The sequence below is a fragment of the Aurantimonas marina genome (genome assembly GCF_017183135.1).
GTDB lineage: Bacteria > Pseudomonadota > Alphaproteobacteria > Rhizobiales > Rhizobiaceae > Aurantimonas > Aurantimonas marina.
In genome coordinates this window covers 78,295-92,556 of sequence record NZ_JADDXW010000009.1, presented here as the reverse complement: position 1 = coordinate 92,556, position 14,262 = coordinate 78,295, and the positions used below count along the sequence as shown (strand labels likewise).

Annotated in this window: 13 protein-coding genes; 6 read left to right on the top strand and 7 right to left on the bottom strand. The window is 62.1% G+C overall.

The genetic code is table 11. From position 1 onward, the window contains the following. Window positions 1-207: 207 nt before the first annotated feature. The 6 genes from ING15_RS11900 to rsmA are packed head-to-tail and all read left to right on the top strand — an operon-like array spanning window position 208 to window position 7,958. Window positions 208-1,401 (top strand): LptF/LptG family permease, encoded by a 1,194-nt coding sequence (locus tag ING15_RS11900; protein WP_206455038.1) that lies wholly within the window; start codon window positions 208-210, stop codon window positions 1,399-1,401. Beyond that, window positions 1,398-2,480: an LPS export ABC transporter permease LptG gene (lptG, locus tag ING15_RS11895; protein ID WP_206455037.1), complete on the top strand. Its 1,083-nt coding sequence runs from the start codon at window positions 1,398-1,400 to the stop codon at window positions 2,478-2,480. Before ING15_RS11900 ends, lptG begins: the two co-directional genes overlap by 4 nt. Window positions 2,481-2,528: 48 nt before the next feature. Continuing rightward, entirely contained in the window at window positions 2,529-4,979 is a 2,451-nt protein-coding gene (locus tag ING15_RS11890) for an LPS-assembly protein LptD (RefSeq protein ID WP_232845719.1), read from the top strand. 41 nt (window positions 4,980-5,020) lie between these two features. Beyond that, complete coding sequence (locus ING15_RS11885) at window positions 5,021-6,070, top strand: SurA N-terminal domain-containing protein (protein ID WP_232845718.1); 1,050 nt, start codon at window positions 5,021-5,023, stop codon at window positions 6,068-6,070. Next, window positions 6,067-7,125, top strand: coding sequence for a 4-hydroxythreonine-4-phosphate dehydrogenase PdxA (gene pdxA, locus ING15_RS11880; RefSeq protein WP_206455035.1), 1,059 nt, complete (start codon window positions 6,067-6,069; stop codon window positions 7,123-7,125). Before ING15_RS11885 ends, pdxA begins: the two co-directional genes overlap by 4 nt. After that, window positions 7,122-7,958, top strand: coding sequence for a 16S rRNA (adenine(1518)-N(6)/adenine(1519)-N(6))-dimethyltransferase RsmA (rsmA, locus tag ING15_RS11875; protein ID WP_206455034.1), 837 nt, complete (start codon window positions 7,122-7,124; stop codon window positions 7,956-7,958). Before pdxA ends, rsmA begins: the two co-directional genes overlap by 4 nt. A 3-nt stretch (window positions 7,959-7,961) precedes the next feature. Here rsmA and gmk read toward each other — a convergent pair whose 3' ends face one another. From gmk to fabD, 7 genes are all read right to left on the bottom strand, one after another. Further along, window positions 7,962-8,627 carry a guanylate kinase gene (gene gmk, locus ING15_RS11870; protein ID WP_206455033.1) on the bottom strand — a complete coding sequence of 222 codons (666 nt, stop codon included), beginning with the start codon at window positions 8,625-8,627 and terminating at the stop codon, window positions 7,962-7,964. Continuing rightward, a complete protein-coding gene (locus ING15_RS11865) occupies window positions 8,624-9,511 on the bottom strand; it encodes a YicC/YloC family endoribonuclease (RefSeq protein WP_206455032.1) in 888 nt (295 codons plus the stop codon). Before ING15_RS11865 ends, gmk begins: the two co-directional genes overlap by 4 nt. A gap of 34 nt (window positions 9,512-9,545) precedes the next feature. Continuing rightward, window positions 9,546-10,637, bottom strand: coding sequence for an endolytic transglycosylase MltG (mltG, locus tag ING15_RS11860; protein ID WP_408628693.1), 1,092 nt, complete (start codon window positions 10,635-10,637; stop codon window positions 9,546-9,548). 127 nt (window positions 10,638-10,764) lie between these two features. Then, complete coding sequence (gene fabF, locus ING15_RS11855) at window positions 10,765-12,030, bottom strand: beta-ketoacyl-ACP synthase II (RefSeq protein ID WP_206455030.1); 1,266 nt, start codon at window positions 12,028-12,030, stop codon at window positions 10,765-10,767. A 40-nt stretch (window positions 12,031-12,070) separates the two neighbouring features. Then, complete coding sequence (locus ING15_RS11850) at window positions 12,071-12,307, bottom strand: acyl carrier protein (protein ID WP_185983259.1); 237 nt, start codon at window positions 12,305-12,307, stop codon at window positions 12,071-12,073. A gap of 179 nt (window positions 12,308-12,486) precedes the next feature. Then, window positions 12,487-13,224, bottom strand: a complete 738-nt coding sequence (fabG, locus tag ING15_RS11845; RefSeq protein ID WP_206455029.1) for a 3-oxoacyl-[acyl-carrier-protein] reductase — start codon at window positions 13,222-13,224, stop codon at window positions 12,487-12,489. 42 nt (window positions 13,225-13,266) lie between these two features. Beyond that, window positions 13,267-14,202, bottom strand: coding sequence for an ACP S-malonyltransferase (fabD, locus tag ING15_RS11840; RefSeq protein WP_206455028.1), 936 nt, complete (start codon window positions 14,200-14,202; stop codon window positions 13,267-13,269). Between the last annotated feature and the right edge of the window lie 60 nt (window positions 14,203-14,262).

The following is a 14,262-nucleotide window of genomic DNA, read 5'->3' as shown; positions in this document are numbered from 1 at the left end:
GGGTGGCATCGCTCGCCCCTATGATGGTTCCAGCCAAAGGCTTTGCAAGAGCGCCTCCAGCCGCTACATTGTGTTAACCACGGTTCTTCGCCCTTCTTTAGCCAAGCTACTACATTCATGTGCGGGGCACTTCCGGCTTCCCGCCAGCCCCGGACGCTAAGGCTGGGAGTGACGCCAGCGGGCGACACGTTGCAACACGCGAGTCTCATGACGCTCCTCGAACGGTATCTCTTCAAGCGGGCGATTACCTATGCCGCCGCTTCTCTGGCGTCGCTGGTGTTGATCGTGTGGATCGTGCAGGCGCTGTCCCGCATCGATATCGTCAAAACCAGCGCTTCAGCGGCGGGCAACATCTTCTGGATCGCTTTGATGCTGCTGCCGGATCTGACGGCTGGCGTGGTCCCGTTCGCGATCCTCATCGGCGCGATCCAGGCAATGAACTCGTTGAACACTGACTCCGAACGTCCTGTCATCGCCGCGTCAGGTGCATCGCAATTGGTGATCGCCAAACCCATCGTTGCGCTCGGCCTGATCGGCGGACTGATCATCTTGTTTATCGCCCACGTCATTGGCCCGGCCTCGGCAAGTGCATTTCAAAATGGCTTGCGGTCGATCAATGCCGACACGATTACCCTGTTTCTGCAACCGGGCCGGTTCGAACGGGTGCAGCCAGGCCTCGTGGTCAGTATCGGAGCGGCACGCGGCTCGACCGTCGAAAGTCTCGTCATTGCCGATACCCGCGATGAGGCGACCGATCTGACCTATTTCGCCCGCGAGGCAAAAATTCTGAAGCAGGACGAGCAATCGCTTCTCCTGCTCTATGACGGTCAGTTGCACCGCCGGAACAAATCCGACGGCGGGATTTCCGTGATCGAGTTTCAGACATACGCCTTCGACCTTGCAGAGCTGAAACCTGCCACACGCGGCGACTGGATCCGGGCGTCCGAGCGCAGCACCTTCGCCCTTATCTGGCCGGACCCGAACGATGCGCTCTATCAGACGCGGCCCGCCGTCCTGACGGAGGAATTGACCGACAGGATGACGAACTGGCTTTACGCATTGGCCTTCGCGTTATGGGCGGTGGTGGTCGCCGGCCAGCCGCGCACCAATCGGCAAGGTACCGGGCCGGCGATGGCTCTCGGTCTCGCGGGAGGCCTGGGACTGAAGGCGGTCGGCTTCGTGACGCTGTCGCTGATCGAAGAGAGCTTCATTTGGGTCCTGGTGACATACGCGCTGCCGTTGAGCGCTATCGCTCTGAACACCGTCCTGATAAGGCGCGATTTCAATCTGTCCCGCTGGTCACTCTTCGAGAAGTTCACGAACACATCATATCGGATTGGTACGGCGATCGGCCGTTGGGGACCGTTTCGTCAGTCGGCGCAAGGCGCTGCCGGACGATGACCAACTGGACCTTGAACCGCTATTTCTTCCGACTTTACCTGGTCAGTTTCCTGTCGACGCTCCTGGCCGTCTTTGCGCTGATCTATCTGATCGACATGATTGAAATCAGTCGGCGCGGCGGGTTGCCTGATTTGGGTATCGGGGCGATGGCCCTGTTTTCGGCATTGCGCGTCCCCTCGTTTATTGGCCAGGCCTTTCCTTTCATTATCCTGTTCTCATCGGTTTATACGCTGCTAACGCTTAATCGTCGGCTTGAACTCGTTGTCGCCCGCGCCTCGGGCGTGTCGATCTGGCAGATCCTGATCCCGTTCACCGTGGGATCGGTGCTCATCGGACTTGCCGCCACTTTCGTCTACAACCCGCTGTCGGCCTATACGAAATCCCTGGCCCAGGACATGCAGGCATCGTCTGACGACGCTGGACCTGCCACCAGTTCCGATCGGGTCCCGTGGCTGCGGCAGAACAGCGAGGGGGTCAACTCGATTCTCGGAGCGACGACCGTGGCGCGCAATGGCGCACTGCTGGGTGGGGTTTCGGCGTTCGTGCTGGATGATGACGGCATCGTGAGCGAGCGTATTGACGCGCCCCGCGCGACACTGACCGAAGGCGCATGGCTTTTGGAAAAACCACGCATCACGCGGATCGGCTCTGTCCCGCAGCACCCGGCAAGTTACCGGCTCCCGACAAGCCTCAAGCCTGAATATATCGAACAACGGTTGGCAGACCCAGAGGCGATCTCGATTTGGGAGCTTGGATCGAAGATAAACGTGGCGGCAAGCCTTGGCTTTAACTCCATGGCATTTTCAATGCAGTATAATACTCTGATTGCCCAGCCGGCGTTGTTCATCGCAATGACCCTGCTCGCCGCAACCGTTGCGACGAGGTTTTCGCGGACCGGCCAATCTGGTAGGACGATAGCCGGTGGTGTATTGGCCGGTTTCATGCTGTACGTCGTGACGTTTCTGGCGAAAGCCCTGGGTAGCAACTCGGTGGTTCCGCCCGTAGTCGCCGCCTGGTTTCCAGTTCTGGCGGCAGGACTGGTTGGGGTAACGATCCTGCTCCATCAAGAGGATGGCTGAGTCATGATTGCGAGGGGGACCGATCGCGGACAACAAGGGTGGGCTCGGTTGCGTCTGAACACCTATCTTCTGGCGGGCACCGCGGCGTTTGGCTTGGGCCTTGGGGGCGCGCCGGCGCATGCGCAAGCGACACTGCCGACTGACATCGCCGCTCCCGAAGGGGCGCAGATGTTTCTGGAGGCCGATACGGTCACCTACGACAGCGACAGATCGGTCGTGACGGCGTCTGGCGGCGTCCAGATCGACTACGGTTCCTACAAGCTGGTCGCCCGACAGGTCGTCTACGACCAGAAGACCCGTCGGTTGCTCGCGTCCGGCGATGTCGAATTGCAACAGCCTGACGGCAATAAGGTCTACGCGGATACGCTCGACATCACCGACGATTTCCGTGACGGTTTCGTCAAGGCGCTGCGAATCGAGGCACCTGACAACACACGTTTCGCCGCCAGGGAGGCGGTCCGTCGCGACGGTAGCGTGACGACCTTCCAGCAGGGCGTCTATACCGCGTGCGAGGCCTGCCGGGCCCACCCGGAGCGGGCGCCGCTGTGGCAGGTAAAGGCCCGCAAGATCGTCTGGGACCAGACCGAGAAGGAGATTCGCTATTACGGCGCACGCTTCGAATTCTTTGGCGCCCCGATCGCATACCTTCCCTATTTCCAGTCCCCCGACCCGACGGTCAAACGCAAATCCGGGTTCCTGACGCCGGCCTTCCGTTCGTCCGAGGAATTGGGCTACGGCCTGCGCGTGCCGTATTTCATCGCACTGTCCGACGACAAGGACGTCACGGTTGCGGGCACGTACTATACAAAGCAGGGCTTCCTGGCCGAGGCGGAATATCGGCAGGCCGTCAGCAACGGCTTCTTCACGCTGCAGACGGCGGGAATTATCCAGCAGGATCCTGACGCCTTTGCCGACAATAATACGTCCTCATATAACACACCGGATTTCGACAACACCGAACGCGGCATGATCGGCACGACCGGTCAATTCGCTTTGAGCGACCGCTGGACATTCGGATGGGATGTGCTGCTCCAGTCGGACGAAAACTTCTCGGCGACCTACGACATCGCGAATTTCGACTCCACGCTGCACACGTCGGAAATCTACCTGACCGGCCTCGGCGACCAGAGCTATTTCGACCTGCGGGGACAGAAGTTCGATTTTCAGTCGATCGATCCGAACCAGAGCGACACGCAACCGCTCGTCGCTCCGGCTTTTGACTACGAGCGGATCGAACAGGAAACCGTGCTCGGCGGCGAGGTGAAACTCGACGTCAACGTTGCTTCCCTCTACCGGAATGACGATTCTGTAACGAGCATCTGCGCGACCTCTTCGATCATCCTCGACGGCCGTTTCAATTCCTGCCGGGTTCCGACGGAGGGATATTTCTTTCAGCCTGATCTCGCACGGTATAACGGCCTCGAGGGGGATTATACGCGCGCCAGCACCAACGCGCAGTGGAGCGATCACTACACGCTCAATACCGGCTTGGTGATCACTCCGACGCTTGGTCTGCGCGGCGATCTCTACACCGCCGACATGTCGTCCGGCGGTTTCACCAATTTCTTCTTCGAACAGACTGTCGACGTCAATCGCGACGGCGTCGTCGGTACCGTTGGTGTCAATCAGGGCGCCTTCGACCTCGACAATTCCGGCGCACGCGGCATGGCGACGGCAGCAATCGAGGCGCGCTATCCCTATCTGATCGAAACGGCGAACGCCGCGCACGTGATCGAGCCGATCGGCCAGCTCGTCGTTCGGCCGGATGAAACCCAAATCGGGCTGCTTCCGAACGAGGATGCGCAAAGCCTCGTCTTCAACACCGGCAATCTGTTCCAACTCGACAAATTCTCCGGCTACGACAGGATCGAGGGCGGAACCCGGGCCAATGTCGGCCTGCGCTACGCCGGAGCGCTCGACAGCGGCTACACGATCGATGCCGTCGTCGGTCAATCCTACCAGCTGGGCGGCATCAATTCTTTCGCCCAAACCGATCTGGCGCTGGTCGGCTTTGACTCCGGCCTCGAGACCGACCGTTCCGATTATGTCACCTCTTTGGCCTTCGGGACGCCGGTCGGGCTCGATTTCGGGGCTCAGGGGCGGTTCGACGAGGTCGACTACGCCCTGCGCAGGAGCGATCTCTACGGCTCCTATTCCTCGGCTCTGGCCGGCGCGCGGGTTACCTACACGACCATTGCGGCCCAGCCGACCTATGGTTCGATGTCCGATCGCAGCCAGGTCACGACTTCCGGCAGCCTGAAATTCGCTGAAAACTGGACGGCTTCCGGTGCTTTGGGTTACGACATCGAGAACAGCGCGGTGGTCGAAAAGAAGTTTGGGATACAATACGCCGACGAATGTTTCAGCCTGCTCGTTTCCTATAGTGATACGACCGATCGTTATACACAGGAGTCGAATTCGAAAACTCTGATGTTCCAGGTCGGCCTCCGAACGATCTCCGACTTCAGTCAATCCTACGATCTGAGTAACGAGAACTAATCCTGTCTCCAGCTTCATTGGTTGCGAGCCGACCTCAGCCGTTGGGGCGCACGAGGCATTTGCCAGCACCATCCTTTTGCCAAAGCCTCGCTATAGGTGATGTACCAATGTGCCTGCACGCCATTATCAAGGGAGTTGGTCGGACCATGACCCTTCGGAATTTCATCAACCACACGGCCATCGCCTTTGCCTTCGTTGCAACGTCTGCGACGATGGTCGCCGCCACAGCCGTTCCTGCCCTAGCAGCCTCCGAGATCAGCATTGTCGTCAACAACCAGCCGGTAACGACCTTTCAGATCCGCCAGCGCGCGGCCTTCCTCAAGCTGCGCCGGGTCGGTGGCAACACCACGCAAAAGGCCACCGAGGAGCTGATCGACGAGGAGCTGAAGAAACAGGAAATCCGTCGACGCGGGATCAAAATCCCCGATGCCGCCGTCGAGGAGGCCTTCGGAAAATTCGCTGCCGACAACAAGCTGACCCAAGCGCAATTGGGCGAGGTGCTCTCGCGCGCCGGCTTTTCGGCGAGCGCCTTCAAGGATTATATCCGTGTCCAGATGGGCTGGGGTCAGGCCATCCAGTCCAAGCTGCGGACCAGCGACAAGCTCAGCGAGCAGGAAATCGTCCAGCGAATGCTTGCTCAAGGCGGCAAGAAACCGACAACAACCGAGTACACGCTGCAACAGATCATCTTCGTGATCCCCGACAGTCAGCGTAAATCACTCATCGGCAAGCGAACAAGCGAAGCCAATGCCATGCGGGCGCGCTTCCGCTCTTGCGAGTCGACCTACGACGTCGCCAAGTCGCTGCGGGATGTGACCGTTCGTGATCTGGGCCGCGTCGCCCAGCCGGAATTGCCGCCACGCTGGAAGGACGACATCATCAACACGTCGGTCGGAAGGACGACACCGGCCAGGGAAACCGAGCGCGGCGTCGAGTTCATCGCCGTCTGCAAAAGCCGCAACATCTCCGACGATATCGCCGCTGGCATGGTATTCCAATCACGCGACCTTAAGAAGCTAGGCGAAGGCGGCGAGCCGGACGCCGCCTTCCTCAAGGAGCTAAAAAGCAAGGCCCAGATCATCCGCCGATGAGCCCGTCGACCGCACAGGCCTCGACCCACCGCAAGCCTATTGCGGTCACTGTGGGGGAGCCCTCGGGGGTTGGGCCCGACATTGCGCTAGCGATCCATGTCCACCACCGGGGTGACTTGCCGGCGTTTTTTCTCCTCGCTGATCCGGTGATGCTGGCCGAACGGGCAAACCGCCTCGGCTATGACGTCGTCATCCACACCATCGCGACGCCTTCCGAGGTGGCGGCGGGCCGGCCCGGTGCGCTGGCGGTGCTGCCGTTGGTGAACCGACATCTCGAAGCGCCCGGCGTCGTCGATCCCATCAACGCGGCCGGCACGATCGAAGCGATCGACCGGGCGACGGCACTGGCCATGGATGGTCATGCATCCGCGGTGGTCACCGGTCCGATCGACAAGAAGGCACTCTACGACTTTGGGTTCCGCCATCCAGGCCACACCGAGTATCTCGCCGATCTGTGCGGAAGACGAGTCGGTGCCTCGTTCACCCCGGTGATGCTCCTGACCGGGCCGGAACTGTCCTGCGTTCCCGTGACGATCCATATTCCCATATCCGCGGTTCCCGGCAGCCTGACCTGCGAGCTCATCGAAACGACATGCAGGATCGTCGCGGCCGACTATCGCGAGCGCCTAGGAATTCCGGCGCCACGCTTGGCGGTCTCCGGCCTCAACCCCCATGCCGGCGAAAAAGGCGCCATCGGCAGTGAGGACGAGGCCGTCATACGGCCGGCGATCGCGCGTCTGCGCACCGCCGGAATCGATGCCTTCGGGCCGCTGCCGGCCGATACGATGTTCCATCCTGACGCGCGGCGCGGCTATGACGTCGCCATTTGCATGTATCACGATCAGGCGTTGATCCCGGCGAAGACGATCGCCTTTGACCAGACCGTCAATGCGACGCTCGGCCTGCCGATCATCCGAACGTCGCCCGACCACGGCACGGCCGCCGACATTGCCGGGACGGGCAAGGCGCGTCCCGACAGCTTCCTCGCAGCGCTTCGTCTCGCCGGCCGAATGGCGGCCGCGGCCGCCGTTGCCGGTACGGCCACGGGTGAATGAGCTCGCCCGATGCGCTGCCGCCTCTGCGCGCTGTCATGCTGGAGCATGGCCTCGATCCGAAGCGCGGTCTCGGCCAGAATTTTCTGCTCGATCTCAATCTCACGGCACGTATCGCACGCCAGGCGCATCCGCTTGCAGGCACGACAATCGTCGAGATAGGGCCCGGACCCGGCGGACTTACACGCGCCCTGCTGGCCGAGGGTGCCGATCGCGTCATCGCGATCGAAAAGGACGTGCGCTGTCTGCCGGCGCTCAAAGCGATTGCGGATCATTACCCGGGTCGTCTCGAGATCATCGAAGCCGACGCACTGACGATCGATCTGGCCGCGCTGACGGATGCCGGGCCGCTAAAGATCGTTGCCAACCTGCCCTACAATGTGGGTACCCAACTGCTACTGAACTGGATCGCGACGACGCACTGGCCGCCCATGTGGTCGAGCCTGACGCTGATGTTCCAGCGCGAGGTGGCCGAACGTATCGTCGCGGCGCCCGGTTCCGATCCTTACGGGCGGCTCGGGGTGCTGGCGGGCTGGCGGACGCGCGCGCGCATCCTGTTCGACGTCTCGCGTGAAGCATTCACGCCGCCGCCGAAAGTGATCTCGTCCGTCGTCCAGCTGCTGCCGATAACCGACCCCGAGCCGGCTTCGCTCGACGCCCTCGAGCGTGTCACCGCGGCCGCCTTCGGTCAGCGCCGGAAGATGCTGCGCCAGAGCCTCAAGCCACTCGGCGGCGAAGCGTTGCTAGAAGCGGCAGGGATCGACCCGCGGCGTCGTGCCGAGACGCTGACCGTCTCGGAGTTCGTCCGCCTCGCCAATCACGTCCGTAGCGCGTAGCCTTCAATCGATCTCTTCGGCGAGAAGCGCGGCGGTAAAGTCAAACAGACCCGGCCGCCGGTCGCGTCGAAGCCGTTCGGCATTGATGATCGATCGTACCGCCGAAAAGGCGCGGTCCAGATCGTCGTTGATGACCACATAATCGTAGTCCCGCCAGCGCTCGATCTCGACCCGTGCATTCTTCAGTCTTACCGCGATGGTTTCGCCGGAGTCCTCGGCGCGGCGCAAGAGCCGAGCTTTCAGTTCGGCCATCGACGGCGGCAAGATGAAGATCGAGACGATGTCCGCCTTGGCCTGTTCCTGCAATTGCAAGGCGCCCTGGTAGTCGATGTCGAAGAGCATGTCCCCGCCCTCCCGCATCGCTTTCTCGGCCGCGTCGCGCGGCGTGCCGTAGAAATTGCCGTGCACTTCCGCCCATTCGAGCAAAGCGTCGCCGGCTCGCATACGCTCGAATTCCGCCAGGTCGATGAAGCGGTAATGAACGCCGTCGATCTCACTTGCACGGCGCTTGCGCGTGGTGACGCTGACCGACAGGGAAAAACGCGGATCGGACTCCAGAAGATTGCGGGCAATCGTGGATTTCCCGGCTCCCGACGGAGAGGACAGGACGAGCATCAGTCCGCGGCGTGCGATCGCCAGCGCGGATTCGGTATCGAAGATCGACGTCATTCTACGTTCTGCACCTGTTCGCGAAATTGATCGATCACCACCTTCAATTCCAGCCCGATGGCGGTCAGCGACGTCGAATTCGACTTGGAACAGATCGTATTCGATTCGCGATTGAATTCCTGCGACAAAAAGTCGAGTCGCCGGCCTATCGGACCGCCTGTGGCCAAAAGCGCCCTCGCCGCTTCCACATGAGCCCGGAGGCGATCGATCTCCTCCCGGATATCGGCGCGCGCCGCAAGGATCGCCGCCTCCTGATGCAGACGACCTTCGTCGAGGCGCTCATCCGCGTCGAGAAGCTCGCCGATCTGGCCGCGCAAACGCTGGCGGATGGATGCGGGCGATCGACTGGGATCGTCCTCGGCGCGTTCGATCAACGCCGCGATCTCGCCGAGACGAAGCGAAAGCATCTCGGAAAGGACAAGGCCTTCAGCCTCCCTGGCCGTGACCAGTTTATCCACGGCGGCGAGGAGGCCCTGGGCGATGCCCTTCTGGCGCATTTCGCGGGCCTCGGGCGCCAGCGTCCGCTCAGCCACTTCCACGATGCCCTTGATCGCGAGAATTCCATCGGAGGATGGCGGGCCGGCGTGACCGTCGGCGACTAGACGGCTCGACAGCGATAACACCTGGTCCAGCATCGCCTCGTTGACGGTGAACATCGGCAGCTCGTCGTCACGCCGTAGCTGGAGGCTGGCCTGGATGTTCCCGCGGGTGAGCCGCGCGGCCGCCAGCCGACGAATGTCCGCCTCGATCGCCTCGAATCCCGGCGGCAGGCGCAAGCGCAGGTCGAGCCCCTTGCCATTGACCGAACGCAGCTCCCAGGCGAAGTCGACGCCGTCGGTAGCTCCTTCGTGGCGGGCAAAACCCGTCATGCTCTGGACGGGCATCGCCTCCCCCTCGATTGATATCCGCGGACGGTTGCTATTGTGGCGCTTCCGTCTCGGCCCGCTGTTGCCGCTCAAAGGCCCGGTACTTCTGCACGTTGCGATTATGCTCGTCGAGCGTCGACGAAAAGACATGCCCGCCAGTGCCATCGGCAACAAAATAAAGATCGTCGGTTTCGATCGGATTGGCCACGGCTTCCAACGCTGCTCGTCCAGGGTTTGCGATCGGCCCCGGCGGTAACCCTTTGATCTTGTAAGTATTGTAAGGTGTATCGCTGTCGATGTCGGATTGCGTGACCGGCTTGTCGCTCGGCTTTCCCGCGCCGCCGTAGACCCCATAAAGAAACGTCGGATCGGACTGCAGCCGCATGCCCTTGTTCAGACGATTGATGAAGACGGACGCGACATGCGGACGCTCGCTGGCGATCCCGGTCTCACGTTCGACGATCGACGCGAGCGTGATGAACTCACCGATATCCTTGACCGGAATATCGGGATCGCGCTGCGCCCAGATCTCCGCGACCAGATTGTCCTGGGCTTCTTTCATTCGCTGCACGAGTTCCTTGCGCGTCGCGCCGCGTTGCACGAGATAGGTGTCGGGCCGCAAGGTGCCTTCGGGCAGCATGTCCGGCATCTCGCCCGTCAGAACCTCCGCTTCGGCGACCCTTTCGTAGGCCTTCTCGACTGTCCAGCCCTCCGGGACAGAGACCGAATGGGTGATCGAAGCGCCCCCGCGAAGTTTTTCCATCACCTGACGCATGGAAGTCCCCGGGGTGAATCCGTACTCTCCGGCCTTCAGGGTGCCGCCGGCGCCCGCGAAACGGACGCCGTATTCAAAGATCTGGGCGTCGCTGATAATGCCCTCGCGTTCAAGGCCACTCGCAATCGTCTGCACGCTGGTATTGCGCGGCACGACATAGGTCGTTTCCTCGCGCAGCGGTCCCTGGCCCTCGAACTGGCTCTTGCCCCAATAGACGACCGCGCCGGCGCCAAGCATCAGAAACAGCAAGGCGGAAAGGCAGAAGTTCAGGAAAATGACGAGTTGGTTGCGAGAGTGGCGTGAACGTCGGGTCGTCCCGCGGGCGGAAGACCGCTCCCGGTCGCCTCTCCTATGCGTGCCCCGAGCCAATTCAGCCCCTTGTCGGTCGGTCACCGGATCACCCTTGAATGAAACGCCTCATGGTCGCCGAAGCACCACCGGAATGTGGCGAAAGCCGGTACGACGAAAGCCGCGGCAGTCTTCAACACCGGTTCAATCAGTCGGCAAAACGACGCAGAACCAGCGAAGCGTTGGTTCCACCGAAGCCGAAGGAGTTCGACAACGCGACATCGATCCGCTTCTCCCGCTTCACATGCGGCACGAGATCGATCTTCGTCTCGACCGACGGATTGTCGAGATTCAGCGTGGGGGGCGCGACATTGTCGCGGATCGCCAGCACCGAGAAGATTGCCTCGACGGATCCGGCCGCGCCCAGAAGGTGGCCGACCGCAGATTTTGTCGACGACATGGTGATGCCGTCGGCCGCATCGCCGACTAGACGCTCGATAGCGCGAAGTTCGATCTCGTCGCCGAGCGGAGTCGACGTGCCGTGAGCATTGACGTAGTCCAGATCCGACGCGGAGATGCCAGCCCGCTTCATGGCGGCAGCCATGCACCGATAGGCGCCGTCACCATCCTCCGCCGGCGCGGTGATATGGTAGGCGTCCCCCGAAAGACCGTAGCCGATGACTTCGGCATAGATGCGGGCACCGCGGGTTTTGGCGTGCTCCAGCTCTTCCAGAACGACGATACCGGCGCCCTCGCCCATGACGAAACCGTCGCGGTCGCGGTCGTAGGGCCGTGAGCCTTTGGTCGGTTCGTCATTGAAGTGGGTTGAGAGAGCCTTGCACGCGGCGAAACCAGCCAGCGACAGCCGCCCGACTGGCGATTCGGCGCCGCCGGCCACCATCACGTCCGCATCGCCAAAGGCGATCAAACGTGATGCGTCGCCAATCGCATGGGCCCCGGTGGAGCAAGCAGTCACCACCGAATGGTTCGGCCCCTTGAGGCCGTTGCGGATGGAGACGTGGCCGGAGGCAAGATTGATCAGACTGCCGGGAATGAAGAACGGGCTGACACGGCGCGGCCCCTTTTCGGCAAGGATCAGCGAGGTCTTCTCGATGCCGCGCAGACCGCCGATGCCGGACCCGATGAGGACGCCGGTGGTAATCTGGTCTTCATAAGCTTCCGGGTGCCAGTTCGCGTCATCCAGGGCCTCCGATGCCGCCGCGACGGCGTAGAGGATGAAATCGTCGACCTTGCGTTGCTCCTTCGGCTCCATCCAGTGATCCGGATCGAAGGTCCCGTTTTGCCCATCGCCACGCGGAATTTGTCCCGCGATCCGGCAAGGCAGATCGTCAACCTCGAAGCTTTCGATCCGCCCCAGGCCGCTTTCGCCGTTCAGCAGACGCTTCCATGTGACGCCGGCACCCGCCCCGAGGGGGGTCACCATACCGACGCCCGTGATGACTACTCGTCTCATCAATCGCTCAATCGCCCCGGCGGACGCTCCGCCAGAAACGTCAGGCCTGGTTCTTTTCGATGAACTTCACCGCGTCGCCGACTGTCAGGATCGTCTCGGCGGCGTCATCGGGAATCTCCACGCCGAACTCTTCCTCGAACGCCATGACGAGTTCGACCGTGTCGAGGCTGTCGGCACCCAGATCGTCAATGAAACTCGCGTTCTCGGTAACCTTTTCCTGTTCGACGCCCAGATGCTCGACGACGATCTTCTTCACTCGCTCAGCGATATCGCTCATGTTCAGTCCTCTATTGCGATTGGTGCTGCCGCTTTCGTTAGACGCGGGGCAGCGCTTTATCAAGCATGGTGGTGCAGGGTCTCTCGGCGCACCACAACGAAAACAGTAAAAATCTCTTCTTGGTGGCGGGCGCTTAGCATGGTCCGATGCGCGGGCCAAGCGTCGCGCGCGGGCAGGCGTCAGATCATCGCCATACCGCCATTGATGTGCAGCGTTTGCCCAGTGACATACGCCGCCTCGTTCGACGCGAGGAATACGGCGGCGGCAGCGATTTCACCCGCCTCGCCCATCCGCTTCATCGGGATTGCCCCCATGATCGCGTCTTTCTGCTTGTCGTTGAGCTTGTCGGTCATGGTGCTTGCGATGAAGCCGGGCGCGATGCAGTTGACTGTGACGGACCGGGACGCAATCTCTTGGGCAAGCGATTTGGAAAACCCGATCATTCCGGCCTTGGCCGCGCAGTAATTTGCCTGCCCCGGATTGCCGGTGACGCCGACGATCGAAGTGATGTTGATGATTCGGCCGAATCGGCGGCGCATCATCGGATGCGCCAGACCGCGGGTGAGACGGAACGCCGCGGTCAGATCGATTTCGATGACGCTGTCCCAGTCTTCATCAGACATGCGAACAAACAGTCCGTCGCGCGTCACACCGGCATTGTTCACCAGGATATCGACCCCCTGCATCTGGCTCTCGACCGTTTCCGCCAAAGCCTTTTGCTCGTCCCTGTCCGCCAGATCGGCGGGAAACACCGTCGCGCGATCTCCGAGGGAGGCGGCGATGTCGTCCAGCTTCTCCCGCCGGGTGCCGTGGAGACCGACGGTGGCACCGGCGCCGTGAAGCGCCCGTGCTATCGCCTCCCCGATCCCACCGCTCGCTCCGGTGACAAGCGCCTTGCGCCCGGTCAGATCGAACATCTGTGTTCCCCTCTCTCGTTGTCGGTTCATGCCGCCTGCGTATCAGCCACCTTCGACAAAGGCCCGCACGTCCTCGGCGGTTCCAACAGCCTTCGCCTCGAGGCTGCGGTCGATGCGGCGGGCAAGCCCGGTCAACACCTTGCCGCTGCCGACCTCCACGAGGCTGGTGACGCCCGCGCCCGCCAGCCATTCGACACTTTCACGCCAGCGGACCTGGCCGGTCACCTGGCGAACGAGGCGCTCGCGTATTTCGTCCGGATCTGACGTCGGGCTCGCCGTGATGTTGGAGACGACCGGGACGGTTGGCGCATTGATCCTCGCCCCGGCAAGCGCCTCGGCCATCCGATCTGCGGCGGGCTGCATCAGCCGGCAATGGAAAGGCGCGGAGACCGTCAGCGGGATCGCCCGCTTGGCGCCACGCTCGGGCGCCAGCGCCACTGCCCGTTCGACGGCCCGCTTGTCGCCGGAAATGACGATCTGCCCGCCGCCATTGTCGTTCGCCGTTTCGCACACGCCGCCCTCGGCAGCGTCCTGGCAAAGCCGCACAACCTCGTCCGCCCCCAGACCAAGGATCGCGGCCATTGCCCCCTGCCCCCGCGGGACAGCCTCCTGCATGGCCAGACCGCGGATGCGCAAGAGCTTCCCGGCGTCGGCAAGGGTGAGCGCGCCGGCAGCCGTCAGCGCCGAGTACTCTCCAAGCGAGTGCCCGGCGAGGTAACTCGCCCGGCTCACGTCGAAGCCTTCCGCCTCAAGCGCCCGGATGACCGCCACGGAGACGGCCATCAGGGCCGGCTGAGCGTTCTGTGTCAGGGTCAGCCTTTCCTCGGGCCCTTCGAAGATCAACGTCGACAGCTTTTCCCCAAGCGCCTCGTCGACTTCCTCGAAAACCTGGCGGCTCTCGGCATTGGCGTCGAACAGCGATCGCCCCATGCCGACGCTCTGACTGCCCTGTCCTGGGAAGACCAATGCCATGGTCATGCGAGTACTCCCGATTGCCCTCGTAACTGACTCACGCATTGGTTTGGGTAAGGCGCCCCT